General features: G+C 71.4%; 14 protein-coding genes and 1 pseudogene. 9 read left to right on the top strand and 6 right to left on the bottom strand.

Annotated features, from left to right (window positions below):
• The first annotated feature begins 3 nt into the window (after window positions 1-3).
• Window positions 4-780 (top strand): phosphate ABC transporter ATP-binding protein PstB, encoded by a 777-nt coding sequence (pstB, locus tag ADL08_RS16040; RefSeq protein ID WP_053643402.1) that lies wholly within the window; start codon window positions 4-6, stop codon window positions 778-780.
• A 102-nt stretch (window positions 781-882) separates the two neighbouring features.
• Here the strand turns inward: pstB and ADL08_RS16035 are convergent, their stop codons facing one another.
• Both ADL08_RS16035 and ADL08_RS16030 read right to left on the bottom strand, forming a co-directional pair.
• Window positions 883-1881 (bottom strand): inorganic phosphate transporter, encoded by a 999-nt coding sequence (locus tag ADL08_RS16035; protein WP_053643399.1) that lies wholly within the window; start codon window positions 1879-1881, stop codon window positions 883-885.
• Between the two features lie 6 nt (window positions 1882-1887).
• Window positions 1888-2508: a DUF47 domain-containing protein gene (locus ADL08_RS16030; RefSeq protein WP_053643397.1), complete on the bottom strand. Its 621-nt coding sequence runs from the start codon at window positions 2506-2508 to the stop codon at window positions 1888-1890.
• A gap of 192 nt (window positions 2509-2700) precedes the next feature.
• Between ADL08_RS16030 and ADL08_RS16025 the strand changes: the two genes are divergently transcribed.
• Window positions 2701-3066, top strand: a complete 366-nt coding sequence (locus ADL08_RS16025; RefSeq protein WP_053643395.1) for a metal-sensitive transcriptional regulator — start codon at window positions 2701-2703, stop codon at window positions 3064-3066.
• Between the two features lie 30 nt (window positions 3067-3096).
• Here the strand turns inward: ADL08_RS16025 and ADL08_RS16020 are convergent, their stop codons facing one another.
• Together ADL08_RS16020 and ADL08_RS16015 are read right to left on the bottom strand one after the other, a co-directional pair.
• Entirely contained in the window at window positions 3097-3282 is a 186-nt protein-coding gene (locus ADL08_RS16020) for a hypothetical protein (protein WP_183953212.1), read from the bottom strand.
• A 136-nt stretch (window positions 3283-3418) separates the two neighbouring features.
• Window positions 3419-4258: a hypothetical protein gene (locus ADL08_RS16015; RefSeq protein ID WP_053643393.1), complete on the bottom strand. Its 840-nt coding sequence runs from the start codon at window positions 4256-4258 to the stop codon at window positions 3419-3421.
• A gap of 121 nt (window positions 4259-4379) precedes the next feature.
• On the opposite strand from ADL08_RS16015, the gene ADL08_RS37635 reads away from it, so the two are divergent.
• Entirely contained in the window at window positions 4380-4547 is a 168-nt protein-coding gene (locus ADL08_RS37635) for a hypothetical protein (protein ID WP_199837020.1), read from the top strand.
• Between the two features lie 148 nt (window positions 4548-4695).
• Here ADL08_RS37635 and ADL08_RS16010 read toward each other — a convergent pair whose 3' ends face one another.
• Both ADL08_RS16010 and ADL08_RS16005 read right to left on the bottom strand, forming a co-directional pair.
• Window positions 4696-5427: a phosphatase PAP2 family protein gene (locus ADL08_RS16010; RefSeq protein WP_053643391.1), complete on the bottom strand. Its 732-nt coding sequence runs from the start codon at window positions 5425-5427 to the stop codon at window positions 4696-4698.
• Window positions 5428-5630: 203 nt separating this feature from the next.
• Entirely contained in the window at window positions 5631-6665 is a 1035-nt protein-coding gene (locus ADL08_RS16005) for an NlpC/P60 family protein (RefSeq protein WP_078967959.1), read from the bottom strand.
• A gap of 397 nt (window positions 6666-7062) precedes the next feature.
• Between ADL08_RS16005 and ADL08_RS16000 the strand changes: the two genes are divergently transcribed.
• From ADL08_RS16000 to ADL08_RS15975, 6 genes and pseudogenes are all read left to right on the top strand, one after another.
• Window positions 7063-7371, top strand: coding sequence for a hypothetical protein (locus ADL08_RS16000; protein WP_024757447.1), 309 nt, complete (start codon window positions 7063-7065; stop codon window positions 7369-7371).
• A gap of 99 nt (window positions 7372-7470) precedes the next feature.
• The gene (locus tag ADL08_RS15995) at window positions 7471-8310 is read left to right on the top strand and encodes a hypothetical protein (RefSeq protein ID WP_053643389.1); all 840 of its coding nucleotides are present in this window, start codon (window positions 7471-7473) and stop codon (window positions 8308-8310) included.
• Window positions 8300-9631, top strand: coding sequence for a hypothetical protein (locus ADL08_RS15990; RefSeq protein ID WP_053643387.1), 1332 nt, complete (start codon window positions 8300-8302; stop codon window positions 9629-9631). Before ADL08_RS15995 ends, ADL08_RS15990 begins: the two co-directional genes overlap by 11 nt.
• The gene (locus ADL08_RS15985) at window positions 9628-11181 is read left to right on the top strand and encodes an SCO6880 family protein (protein ID WP_053643384.1); all 1554 of its coding nucleotides are present in this window, start codon (window positions 9628-9630) and stop codon (window positions 11179-11181) included. The genes ADL08_RS15990 and ADL08_RS15985 overlap by 4 nt, the downstream gene beginning before the upstream one ends.
• A gap of 20 nt (window positions 11182-11201) precedes the next feature.
• On the top strand, window positions 11202-12596 hold the full coding sequence (locus ADL08_RS15980; RefSeq protein WP_053643382.1) for an ATP-binding protein: 1395 nt from the start codon (window positions 11202-11204) through the stop codon (window positions 12594-12596).
• A gap of 44 nt (window positions 12597-12640) precedes the next feature.
• Window positions 12641-13208 (top strand): annotated as a pseudogene (locus ADL08_RS15975) (type VI secretion protein); the annotation flags it as partial.

The raw sequence follows: 13208 nt of genomic DNA, 5'->3' as shown, positions 1-13208 counted from the left end.
CCCATGGCCAAGCGAATCGACGTCAGCGGCCTCTCCGCCTACTACGGCGCCCACAAGGCGATCGACGACATCTCGATGACCGTCGAGCCCCGCTCCGTGACGGCCTTCATCGGCCCGTCCGGCTGCGGCAAGTCCACCTTCCTGCGCACCCTGAACCGCATGCACGAGGTCACCCCCGGCGGCCGCGTCGAGGGCAAGGTGATGCTGGACGACGAGAACCTGTACGGCACGAACGTCGACCCGGTCGCCGTGCGCCGCACGGTCGGCATGGTCTTCCAGCGCCCGAACCCCTTCCCCACCATGTCGATCTTCGACAACGTGGCGGCGGGCCTGCGGCTCAACGGCAGCTACAAGAAGGCCCAGCTCAGCGACGTCGTCGAGAAGTCCCTCAAGGGCGCGAACCTCTGGAACGAGGTCAAGGACCGCCTCAACAAGCCGGGCTCCGGCCTCTCCGGCGGCCAGCAGCAGCGCCTGTGCATCGCCCGCGCCATCGCGGTCGAGCCCGACGTCCTGCTGATGGACGAGCCCTGCTCGGCCCTCGACCCGATCTCCACCCTCGCCATCGAGGACCTGATCGGCGAGCTGAAGGAGCGCTTCACGATCGTCATCGTGACGCACAACATGCAGCAGGCCGCCCGCGTCTCCGACCGCACCGCCTTCTTCAACCTGGCGGCCGTCGGCCAGCCCGGCAAGCTGATCGAGCTGGACGACACGGAGCGCATCTTCTCCAACCCGAGCGTCCAGGCGACCGAGGACTACATCTCCGGCCGCTTCGGGTAAAGACTCGTCCTACGGTGCTGCATGGCGGTGCCACCGTAAGACGACGGGCCCGGCTCCCCCACAGGGGAGCCGGGCCCGACCATTTCAAGCCATCGATCGGCGTCAGCCGAAGAAGAGCCGCACCACGTAGAAGCTCGTGGCGGCGACCAGCGCCGCCGCCGGCATGGTGATGAACCACCCCAGGATGATGTTCTTGGCGACGCCCCACCGGACCGCGTTGACGCGCTTCGTCGCGCCCACGCCCATGATCGCGGAGGTGATGACGTGCGTGGTCGAGATCGGCGCGTGGAACAGGAACGCCGAGCCGAACATGATCGACGCGCCCGTGGTCTCCGCCGCGAAGCCCTGCGGCGGGTCCAGCTCGATGATCTTGCGGCCGAGGGTCCGCATGATGCGCCAGCCGCCCGCGTACGTACCGAGCGACAGCATCACCGCACAGGCGATCTTCACCCACACCGGGATGTCGTCGCCCGCCTCCTGCACGTCGGCGATGACCAGGGCCATCACCACGATGCCCATCGTCTTCTGGGCGTCCTGGAGGCCGTGGCCGAGGGCCATGCCGGCCGCCGACACCGTCTGCGCGATGCGGAAGCCGCGCTTCGCCTTGTGCGGGTTGGCCTTGCGGAAGATCCACATGATCGCGCACATCACCAGGTAACCGGCCACGAGGCCGACCACCGGCGAGATGAACATCGGGATGACGACCTTGTCGAGAACGCCGCCCCAGATGACCTCCGTACCGCCGGCGAGCGCCGCGCCCACCATGCCGCCGAACAGGGCGTGCGAGGAGGAGGACGGCAGGCCGAAGTACCAGGTGACCAGGTTCCAGATGATCGCGCCCACGAGCGCGGCGAAGAGGATGCCCATCCCCTTGTCGCCGGTGGGGGTCTCGATGAGCCCCTCACTGACGGTCTTGGCGACCCCCTGGCCCATGAAGGCGCCCGCGAGGTTCATCACCGCCGCCATCGCCAGGGCCGCCCGGGGCGTCAGCGCCCGGGTCGACACCGAGGTGGCGATGGCGTTGGCGGAGTCGTGGAATCCGTTCGTGTAAGTGAAACCGAGCGCGACACCGATGGTCACGATCAGAGCGAAGGTGTCCACGAAGCCTCAGGACTCCTTGACCGCGATGGTCTCCACCGTGTTGGCCACGTGCTCGAACGCGTCGGCCGCCTCTTCCAGCACGTCGACGATCTGCTTGAGCTTCAGCACCTCGATGGCGTCGTACTTGCCGTTGAAGAGCGTCGCGAGCAGCTTGCGGTGGATCTGGTCGGCCTGGTTCTCCAGCCGGTTGACCTCGATCCAGTACTCGGTGAGGTTGGACATCGTCCGCAGGTTCGGCATGGCCTCGGCGGTCAGCTCGGCCGCCCGGGCCAGGACCTCGATCTGCTGCTCGACGCCCTTGGGGAGCTCCTCGACGTTGTAGAGGACGACCAGGTCGACGGCCTCCTCCATGAAGTCCATGATGTCGTCGAGGGACGACGCGAGGTTGTAGATGTCCTCGCGGTCGAACGGCGTGATGAAGGAGGAGTTCAGCTGGTGGAAGATCGCGTGGGTGGCGTCGTCACCGGCGTGTTCCGCTGCCCGCATCCGCTCCGCGATCTCGGCCCGGGCGGAAGGCTCCGCTCCGAGCAGTTCCATCAGGAGCTTCGAGCCCGTGACGATGTTGTCCGCGGACGCGGCGAACATGTCGTAGAAGCTCGTCTCCCTGGGGGTCAGACGAAATCGCACGTGAGGTCCTCGGGGTGCTGGGTTGGGTCAGGCTGATGCTAGGCGCATCATCCGGCCACGGCTAACCGGCGTCCTCTCAGTGTCGCCCATCAGGCACAGTGATCTGCACGGGCCCCCGCCCGGTTCGGCGGGGATCGGTACCATATACCCACGAGGGGTATACACCCCCTTTCTGGACAACGGGAGGACGCGATGACGACCACCGAGACGGACCAGGTCACCCCCGAGCCCGTCGAGGACGTCGAGACCGCCGCGGCGGCCGGCCACGAGCACGGCGTGCACGGCTACCACAAGCAGAAGGACGAGCACCTCAAGCGCCTCCGCAGGATCGAGGGCCAGATCAGGGGCCTCCAGCGGATGGTCGACGAGGACGTCTACTGCATCGACATACTCACGCAGGTCTCCGCCTCCACGAAGGCGCTCCAGTCCTTCGCGCTCCAGCTCCTGGAGGAGCACCTGCGGCACTGCGTCGCGGACGCGGCGGCCAGGGGCGGCGACGGCATCGACGCCAAGGTCGAGGAGGCCACGAAGGCCATCGCCCGCATGATGCGCACCTGATCGCGCACACGGGCCCCGGGCCCCGCACGCTCAGCGGCCGCGCACGGCCCGCTCGGCCGCCACCCTCAGCACCTCGTCTATCCGGTCGGCGCTGAGCCGCTCCCCGTCGGCGGCGGAGGCGGCGATGATGAGCTCGCCGCACAGCTCTATCTCTGCGAGGGCGACGCGCTCCTGGTCTGCGGGCACGGTCGCGGTACCGGGCGGGGCCACGCGCATCCACCTCTTCCTGCCGGCGTCGGTCTCCCAGCGGTCTCCCAGCGTAGGGACGGGGCCACGCACCGCGCATGACACGTCCGGACCATTTGCCGATGGCCCGTGCCACCGTCGCCCGAGGTCGGGGAGGCGGGGCGGGTCAGGTCTCGACCTTCCCGTCGTAGAGGTCCCGGCGGTCCGGCAGCGCGACCCGGACGGGGACCCCGAAGCCGTACAGCAGCGTGGTCGACGCGACGGCGACCGTGCGGCCCTGGTTGCTGAAGCTGAACCGGTGGCGGACCTTCCGCAGCCGCCCCTCCCCGTCCAGGTACGCGTCGAACGGCACCGCGTCGTCGGAGAACCCTTTCGCCGCCGCGGCGAGCGGCCCGCGCAGCTGCGGCGACGCCAGCCGGGCCGCGTGCGCGATGTCGGCGACCCCCCGGTAGTGCCCGACCCGCACCCCCGCGAGGTCGATCTCGCCGAGGTACGCGACCTCCCGGACGCCCCGCAGCAGTTCGGCCGCGGCGGCCGGGTCGGTGGCGCCGCCCGTGACGAGGTTCCCGTCGTCGAGGGCGGTGGTGTCGACGCGGACCCACTTGTCGGCGGGCACCCCCGCCCCCCGGTTCTTCATGTAGAGGGCGCCGGGAGTGAGGAGTTCGGTGATCGGCCGGTGGCCGCTGGTGCCGGCCGGGTCCTTGGGCAGCACCACCTGGAGGTGGCCGGTCCGGCGCCGGAAGTCGTAGCCGCCCTCGCCCCGGATGGTGATCCGGGTCCCGCCCGAGGCCATCTCCATGGCGGTGCTGGCCTTGGCGGTGCCGGCCCGGGTCAGCGCGTCGGCGGCGCCCCGCACGGCGAGCGCGGGATCGGCCGCGGGCTTGGGGTCCGGGGGCGCGGCGCACCCGGAGGCGGCGGACCCGACGAGGGAGCCGACCAGGACGACGGTGACGGCCAACGCCCCGCTCCCCCGGCCGTGCGGACGTCCGTACTCCTGCGCCACCATCGCCTGCCAACCCCCCACGCCTCGCCGCTGTCCGCCCGGGACCGCCTCGCCCCCGGCCCGGGGACGTCCGTTCCGCATAACGACGGCCCGGGCGAGCCGTCACGCGCAGTACGGTGGTCGCGTGTACGCGCAGGCTTCCCCCCACACGACCACCACGACGGAGCGCGGCTCGTTCGCGCTGGCCCGCTGCAGCTGCGGCTGGTCGGGACCGGCCCGCAGATCGAGGGACCGGGCCCGCACGGACGCGGCGGACCACTCCCGTACGGCGACGGAACCGGAGAGGCCCTAGGGGTCGGAGAGGCCTTGGGGCCCGGAGAGGCCCTGAGGCCCGGAGAGGCCCTAGGGGTCGGAGAGGCCCTGGGGCCCGGAGAGGCCCTGAGGCCTCTTCGGACCCTGGGGCCTCTTCGGACCCTGGGGTCCTTCTTCCTCACCCGCCGTCAGGCGGCCAGGTCCTTGCGGTCCTTGCTGCCGGTCCCGGCGGACGGGCCGCCGACGCGGGACCCGTGGATGTCGACCGTCTCCGGGCGCCGCGTCCCCCCGGCCCGCCGGGAGCGGACGAGGCGCGCGCCGCGGCCCGAGCGGGCGACGGCGGAGACGACCGGGGTCAGCAGGGCGAGCGCGAGCGGGGCGAGGAGCAGCGCCACCGCCGTGCCGAGGGCGAGGCCGCCGATGACGTCGGTCGGGTAGTGGACGCCCATGTAGACCCGCGCGAAGCCCTCGGCGAGGGCGAGGCCGATCGCGGCGAGGCCGAAGCCCCGGTGGGCGACGAAGACGCCGACGCCGAGGGCCATCGCCAGGGTGGCGTGGTCGCTGACGAAGGAGAAGTCGGTCTTCCCCCCGACGAGGACCTCCAGGCCCCGGTGGTCCACGAAGGGGCGGGGGCGCTCGACGAAGCCCCGGATGGGGATGTTCACCAGGAGGGCGGCCCCGGCGGCCAGCGGGGCCCAGACGAGCCCGGCGACGGCCGAGACGGAGTCGGCGGGGGTGCCGCGCCGGCGGACGGTCCACCAGCACCCGAGCACGGTGAGGACGATCGCGAGGACGATCCCGTACTCGCCCACGTACGCCATGCCGCGGTCGAACCACGGCGGGGCCGACCTGGCCAGCCCGTTGATGTCGTAGAGCAGGCTGACATCGGGGTTCGAACCGTCCGATGCGAGTACAGCCATCTGCTGCGGCCCCTTGCTCTCGTGTCTGTGTTTCCAACCCCCGTGGTCAGAGCGGTCGGATCAGGGAACGAACCGCCTGAGGCGTGCGTTCCGCTCTCTCCGGTGGATCATGCCGACGTTATCGAAGAGTGACGGCCCGCCGCAGCTCAGGGCCTGTGCATGACGGAGAGTTCCGGCCATGTCCCGTACGCCCCGAACACCCCCTAGGCCTGCGGCGGGTGCGTGGGCAGGGCGGCGGCTCCCTCCGGGGTGACCCGGGTGGCGCCGAAGTAGTCCGGGGTGTCGATCCGGTCGAAGCGGATCACCGCCCCGGTCCGCGGCGCGTTGATCATGTAGCCGCCGCCGACGTAGACGCCGACGTGCCGGATGGCCCGCGAGTCGGTCAGGTCGTCCGAGAAGAAGACCAGGTCCCCGGGGAGCAGCTCCTCGCGCGAGGGGTGCGGACCGGCGTTGTACTGGTCGTTGGCGACGCGCGGCAGCCGGACGCCGACGCTGTCGTACGCGGCCTGGGTGAGCCCGGAGCAGTCGAACCGGCCGTTCTGCGCGGCCGTGCCCGTACCGCCCCAGAGGTAGGGGGTGCCGAGCTTCCGCTGCGCGTAGTGGATCGCCCCCGCGGCCTGCCGGGACGGGTCGACGCGGCCGAGGGGCCGGGCGAAGCTCTTCTCCAGGGACTTGATGATGCGGACGTAGTTCTGGGTCTCGCTGATGGGCGGCACCCCCCTGTGCCGGATCACCCGGTACGCGCCCGCGTTGTACGCGGCCAGCATGTTGCTCGCCGGATCGCCGGGCACGTTCCGGACGTACTTGGCGAGTTCGCAGTCGTACGAGGCGGCCGACGGGATCGCGTCCTTCGGGTCCCAGATGTCCCGGTCCCCGTCCCCGTCCCCGTCGATGCCGTGACCGGCCCAGGTGCCGGGGATGAACTGGGCGATGCCCCGGGCGTCGGCCGGGGAGACAGCCCGCGGGTTCCAGCCGCTCTCCTGGTAGAGCTGCGCGGCGAGCAGGGCCGGGTTGATGGCGGGGCAGAGGTTCCCCCAGCGCTGCACGAGCCCCTGGTAGAGGGCCGGGACGGCGCCCTTGGCGAGCGCCACGGTGCCGTTCTTGCCGCTGCCGGCGCCGGCGGCGAGACCCGAGGCGGCAGAGTACGTGCCGACGACGAGCATGGCCACGAAGGCGAGACAGACCCCGAAGGCCCCGCCGGCCACCAGCCACGCCTTGCCCGCCCTACGCACCGTCAACCACCCCTCGGCCCATGGCAGTACGCCCGGGAGTCAGTCTAGGCGGCGCGGGCCCCCCTGGGGACGGTGCGCGACGACCTCGTCACACGGACCGTCCCCAGGGGGGGCCGCCCGCGGACCGCCCGGGCGCCGTCCGCGCGCCGCCCCAAGAGTGGAACAACGACGATCATTGCCCGGAGTCACCCTCCGTGATACACAGAGTGACCATACGCTTCTTCACGCGGAAACCGGCCACACCACCGCAGGTCAAGACGGTCAGACCGGTCAAGTGTGCGGGGATCGGGTAAAGAGAGCCGTCAAGCAGTCACACGCGAGCGGTTTCATCAGCGAAGATAGGGCGATGACCCGTGCCGTCCGGGAGGGGCGGCCAACAACCCATACAGGGGCGGTGAGTTACATGTACCTGGCGGCCGAAAAGGGCGACATCACCACCATTATCGGTGGAATCGCCCCGAACTGGGGGCCCTTCGGGAGCCTGGGCAACGAGGCCAAGGTGATGATCGAGGTCGTGATGGCCGTGGCCATCCTGCTCTGCCTGGGCATCGCCATCTGGGGCGCGGCCAAGCAGCGCATCGGCGCGACCGCCCTCCGCGACACGTTCAGCGCGGAACAGGGCAAGGGGCTGATCGTGGCCGGCCTGACCGGCGTCTTCATCATCGGCTCGCTGGGGACGCTCTTCACCATCGTGTACGGGATGGCCGTCTGACGTCCCGTCGGACCCGACCACTCCGAGATTGCCCTACCTGATGCCCAGTCCTGTTGAAGCACTGCCGTACCCGCGAACGAGTGAGGGGGCGTACCCGGCATGAGTCCCGGCGACGAGCACGACAGCTTCGGCGGCGTGGGCGGCTCGGGCCAGACCCGGACCCGCCTGCCCGAGGGCAACAGCGGCGACGTGTACGGCGCCGGCCGCCGCCCCGCCCGCGGCTCCCGCTCCCTCGTCACGGTCGTGGGCGTGGTGGTCCTCCTCGTCGGCGCCATCGCCCTCGCCAACCGCGGCGGCGGCGACCCGGCGGACCCGTCCGCCCCCCGCGCCGGCACCCCGGGCAAGACGGCCCCCACGACGGCGACGGGCGTCCCCCCGGTCACGAGCAGGAACGGCCCGATCCCCACGGGCTACGCCCGGGACGAACAGGGGGCCCAGAGCGCGGCGACGAACTACGCGGTGGCGCTGGGGTCCGCCGCGATGTTCACCACCGCCGGACGCGACGAGATCGTCACCACGGTCTACACCCCGGACGCCGCGGCCGCCCGCAGGGCCGACCTCGACAAGGCCTACGGCTCCAAAGAACTCCTGACCCGCATCGGCCTGCGGACCGACGGCACGGCCCCGCAGGGCATGACGTTCATCTCCCGGGTCATCCCCGTGGGCTCCAAGGTGGAGAGCTACGGCACCGACCGGGCGACGGTGTCGGTCTGGTACTCGACCCTGTTCGGCCTCGCGGGCGAGGCCTCCGAGAACCCCGTCTCCGAGGCCTGGTACACCGACACGTTCGAACTGCGGTGGGCCGACGGCGACTGGAAGGTCACCACGACCACGCAGAAGGACGGACCCGTGCCCGTCGCCCGCGACCAGCGGGCCTCCGGCGCCCAGGACATGGCGGACGCCGTCGGTCAGTTCGGAGGCTTCACTTATGCCCGGTAGGCCCCTCGCCCGCAGCGCCGGAATCATCACCGCGTTCGGCGCGGTCCAGACGGCCGCCGTGCTGTTCGCCGGCCGGGCCTTCGCGGACCCCACACCGCCGGCCACGCCCACGCCCTCCCCGAGCGCGAGCGCCAACCCCTGCGAACTCCTCCGCGACTCCGCACGGGACTACTGCGAGGGCGGAGGCGACAGCGGGGGCGGAGGCGGTGGTTCCACACCGTCAGTGACCGATCCCGGCTCCGCCCTGGACCCCCTGGCCTCCCTCTCCCGCGGCTTCGCCGACGCCGCCGTAACCACCGTCGACTACCTCTCCAAGGCCGTCAAAGAGACCGCCGACGTGGACTTCACCAACATGGAGTTCCTCGGCCGCTACGCAGTCGTCTTCGCCGCCTCCACCGTCCTCACCCTCCTCCTCTGGCTCCTCGCCGTCGCCAAGCGCGCCATCCGCGGCGTCCCCCTCACCACCGCCCTCTCCGAAGCCATCGGCTTCCTCTGGCTGACGGTCCTCGCCTCCGCCTTCACCCCCCTGATCCTCTACACCGTCGTCAACGCCACCGACGCCGTCACCGAGGTCATCGCCTCCGGCACCGGACAGCAGACCGACGTCTTCTTCGGCAGCTTCAAGGAGGCCCTCCAGAAGGGCGACAGCATCGGCGGCGGCCCCATCATGCTGATCATCGTGTCCCTGGTGACCGTGATCGCCGCCGGCGTCCTCTACCTGGAGCTGTTCCTCCGCGCCGTCATGCTGTACGTCGGCGCCCTCCTCGGCGTCGTCGTCTACTCCGGCCTCGTCGACAAGAACATGTGGGGCCACGTCCGCCGCTGGGCCGGCATCATGATCGCGATCATCATGGTCAAGCCGGTCATCGTCATCGTCCTCGGCCTCGCCGGCGCCCTCTCCTCCGGCACCGGCCCGGACTCCTTCTCCGCCGTCGTCTCCGGCCTCGCGATCATCCTGCTCGCCATCTTCGCCTCCGCGATGATCTACCGCTTCGTCCCCGGCTTCGGCGACGAGATCGCCGCCTCCCGCAACAACCGCCTCCACCGCGCGGGCGAGAACACCGCGGCCGCCGTCATCTCCTCCCCCGCCTCCCTCGTCTCCCAGGGCATCAAGACCCACAGCTCCCGCGGCGACGGCGGCGGCGGTCAGGCCTCCGCGGCCCCCCGCCCCGCCAACCAGCTCTCCGGCGGCATGGCCGCCCACAGCGGCCGCGGCGGCGCCGGCGGCGGCGCGACGCCCCCGCCCGCCCCCCGCAGCAGCAGCCCCACCGCCGGAACCCCGCACAGCAACCGCAAGAACTCTGGAGGTGCAGGGCGTTGACGACCCAGTCCCAGCCGGTCGCGCCCCGCCGCACGTATCTCGTCGGCCGCGCCCGGCCGAACGCGATCGTCGGCAAGAACCGCGAGACCGGCGAGATCGCCCTGATCATCGTCGGCGCCTTCCTCGGCATGATGAGCGGACTCCTCGTCCCCCTCCTCCCCCTGCGGATCGCCCTCCTCGCGGGCCTGCCCATGCTCGCGATCGCCGCCGTGTACCTCCCGTACAAGGGCCGCACGTTCTACAAGTGGTTCGAGATCAACCGCAGCTACAAGCGCATGCTCAAGCGCGGCACCGCCTACCGCTCCGTCGCCACCGAGGCCGGCACCCGCCTCGACGGCCGCGAGGTCGAGGTCGGCCCGCCCCCCGGCATCGGCCGCGTCGGCTGGCTCGCCGCCCCCTTCGGCCCCGACGAGATCGCCGTCCTGCTCCACGCCGACCGCCGCACCGTCACCGCCGCCATCGAGATCGAGGGCCCCGGCGTCGGCCTGCGCGACAGCGAGGACCAGGAAGCCCTCGTCGACCGCTTCGGCACCCTCCTCAAGCACGTCGCCAACGGCGACGGCTTCGTCACCCGCCTCCAGATGCTGGCCCGCACCCTCCCCGCCGACCCCGACGCCCACGCCAAGGACGTCGGCCAGCGCGGCGACCCGCACGCGCCCGTATGGCTCATGGAGTCCTACGACCAGCTCCAGTCCATGGTCTCCACCTCCAGCGAGCAGCACCGCGCCTACCTCGTCGCCTGCATGCACTACACCCGCGAACTCGCCGCCGAGGCCAACGCCATGGCCCGCGCCGCCCGCCACGCCTCCGGCGCCCGCCGCCTCGACCGCGACGCCGGCCTCGCCGTCGTCATGGCCCGCGAGCTCACCGACATCTGCGCCCGCCTCGCCGAGGCCGACATCCGCGTCCGCCAGCCCCTCGGCCAGTCCCGGCTCGCGTCCCTCGTCCACTCCATGTACGACCCGGACCACCCCATCGACCACATCCAGGCCATGACCAAGCGCAACGCCTGGCCCGCCGAGCTCGACGCGATGGAACCGACGTACCTCCAGGCCAAGACCCGCGAGTCCTCCACCCGCGCCCCCTGGTGCCACGCCACCGCCTGGGTCAAGGAGTGGCCGATGACCCCCGTCGGCGTCAACTTCCTCGCCCCCCTCCTCGTCCACACCCCCGACGTCATCCGCACGGTCGCCGTCACCATGGACCTGGAGCCCACCGAGGTCGCCATCGAGCGCATGCTCACCGAGAAGACCAACGACGAGGCCGACGCCAGCCGCGCCGCCAAGATGAACCGCACGGTCGACCCGCGCGACATCGCCGCCCACGGCCGGCTCGACCAGCGGGGTGAAGATCTCGCCAGCGGCGCTGCCGGGGTGAACCTCGTCGGGTACATCACGGTGTCGTCGCGTTCCCCCGAGGCCCTCGCCCGGGACAAGCGCACGATCAGGGCCTCCGCCGGCAAGTCGTACCTCAAGCTGGAGTGGTGCGACCGCGAGCACCACCGGGCCTTTGTGAACACCTTGCCGTTCGCGACCGGCATCCGCCGCTAGGGCCGAAGGGGCACAGACCCATGCGAGATCCGCTGTCCGTCCTCACCGACGCCTTCACCTCCTTCCTCTTCGGGAAGGTGGAGACGACCCGCCTGCCCGTCCGCACCTCCACCGGACAGGCCCAGGCCGTCTACCTGCCGACCGCGGCCCCCGGCCTCGGCGACTCCGGCGTCATCATCGGCCGCGAGGTCTACAGCGGCAAGGGCTACATCTACGACCCCTTCCAGCTGTACGGGCAGCAGCTCCCCGCCCCCCACTGGCTGGTCCTCGGCGAGTCCGGCAACGGCAAGTCGGCCCTGGAGAAGACGTACGTGCTCCGCCAGCTCCGCTTCCGCGACCGGCAGGTCGTCGTCCTCGACGCCCAGGGCGAGGACGGCGTCGGCGAGTGGAACCTCATCGCCCAGGAGCTGGGGATAACCCCCATCCGCCTGGACCCGATGGTCGCCAACGACGCCGGGATCCGCCTCAACCCGCTCGACCCGTCGATCACCACCACGGGCCAGCTCGCGCTGCTCCGCACCATCATCGAGGTGGCGATGGGCCACGGCCTCGACGAGCGCTCCGGCTTCGCCCTCAAGGTCGCCCACGCGTACGTGACCCACCACGTCACCGACCGCCAGCCGATCCTCACCGACATCGTCGAGCAACTGCGCCACCCCAAGGCCGAGTCCGCCGAGGCGATGAACGTCGCCATAGAGGACGTACGGGCCTGGGGCCTGGACGTCGCCCTCGTCCTGGACCGCCTGGTCGACGGCGACCTGCGCGGCATGTTCGACGGCCCGACGACCGTCGGCATCGACCTCGACGCGCCCCTGATCGTCTTCGACCTCTCCCACATCGACCGCAACTCCATCGCCATGCCGATCCTCATGGCGATCGTCGGCGTCTGGCTGGAGCACACCTGGATCCGCCCCGACCGGAAGAAGCGCATCTTCCTGGTCGAGGAGGCCTGGCACATCATCAACAGCCCGTTCGTGGCCCAGCTGTTCCAGCGCCTGCTGAAGTTCGGCCGACGCCTCGGCCTGTCCTTCGTCGCCGTCGTCCACCACCTCTCCGACGTCGTCGACGGAGCGGCGGCCAAGGAGGCCGCGGCGATCCTCAAGATGGCCTCGACCAGGACCATCTACGCCCAGAAGGCCGACGAGGCGCGCAACACCGGCCGGGTCCTCGGCCTGCCCCGCTGGGCGGTCGAGATCATCCCGACCCTCACCCCCGGCATCGCGGTCTGGGACGTCAACGGCAACGTGCAGGTGGTCAAGCACCTCATCACCGAGAAGGAACGCCCGCTCGTCTACACCGACCGCGCCATGACCGAGGCCTCGGTCACCGACCCGGAGCTGGAGTGGGAGACGGAGCAGCGGGCGATCCTCGTCGAGCAGCAGCTGAACGGCTCCTCGCAGTCGACGGTGGCGTAGGCGGGACAGGACAGGCAGGCAGGCAGGCAGGACAGGTGGGGCAGATGGACACGGCACGGAAGGGAGGGGGAGGGGTCTCGGACGGGCTGCTGCTCGGCCTGTTCGCCCTCCTCCTCTGTCTCACGGCCCTGGTGTGGACGGCGACCGGCCTCGCGGGCCTGTTCGCCCGCGGAGCCTGGCCGGACGGCGTCGCCCTCACGGGTACGCCGTCGGCCCTGCGCTCCCTGGCGACGGCCCCGACCGACCTCCCGGCGGCCTGGCCGGCCACCCCGCCGGACCAGCTGTCGGGGTACGGCCTCTTCTGGGGCCTCCTGATCGGCGAGGCGATGGTCCTCGCGGTCCTCGCGGTCTTCGCCCTGGGCACCGTGGTCCGCTGGCGCGCGGTCCGCGCCCACCGGAAGACGGGCGCGTACGGCACTCCCGTACGGGACGCCCCCGAGGCCGTACGGGACGAAGGACCGCACCCGGTACGGGACGGGGCGCCCCGACCTCCCGTACGGGACCACCCGACCCCCCACCCGGCGACCGCCCCACCGGACCCGGCCTCCACCGCCGCCGTGCCGCCCGAGCACACCCGGGAACCCGCCCCCGCCCCCCTGGGCCCCGTACGGG

Source organism: Streptomyces sp. NRRL F-6492 (assembly GCF_001280125.1).
Classification (GTDB): Bacteria; Actinomycetota; Actinomycetes; order Streptomycetales; family Streptomycetaceae; genus Streptomyces.
Note: the sequence above shows the minus strand (reverse complement) of the source record. Positions and strands in the feature narration are given on the sequence as shown.

What these genes read in the sequence shown, in the direction of transcription:
- ADL08_RS15990 (WP_053643387.1), top strand. Translation starts at nt 8,300, where the DNA reads ATGCCCGGTAGGCCCCTCGCCCGCAGCGCCGGAATCATCACCGCGTTC.
- ADL08_RS16000 (WP_024757447.1), top strand. Translation starts at nt 7,063, where the DNA reads ATGTACCTGGCGGCCGAAAAGGGCGACATCACCACCATTATCGGTGGA.
- ADL08_RS16015 (WP_053643393.1), bottom strand. Translation starts at nt 4,258, where the DNA reads ATGGTGGCGCAGGAGTACGGACGTCCGCACGGCCGGGGGAGCGGGGCG.
- ADL08_RS15980 (WP_053643382.1), top strand. Translation starts at nt 11,202, where the DNA reads ATGCGAGATCCGCTGTCCGTCCTCACCGACGCCTTCACCTCCTTCCTC.
- ADL08_RS16025 (WP_053643395.1), top strand. Translation starts at nt 2,701, where the DNA reads ATGACGACCACCGAGACGGACCAGGTCACCCCCGAGCCCGTCGAGGAC.
- ADL08_RS16020 (WP_183953212.1), bottom strand. Translation starts at nt 3,282, where the DNA reads ATGCGCGTGGCCCCGCCCGGTACCGCGACCGTGCCCGCAGACCAGGAG.
- ADL08_RS16010 (WP_053643391.1), bottom strand. Translation starts at nt 5,427, where the DNA reads ATGGCTGTACTCGCATCGGACGGTTCGAACCCCGATGTCAGCCTGCTC.
- ADL08_RS15995 (WP_053643389.1), top strand. Translation starts at nt 7,471, where the DNA reads ATGAGTCCCGGCGACGAGCACGACAGCTTCGGCGGCGTGGGCGGCTCG.
- pstB (WP_053643402.1), top strand. Translation starts at nt 4, where the DNA reads ATGGCCAAGCGAATCGACGTCAGCGGCCTCTCCGCCTACTACGGCGCC.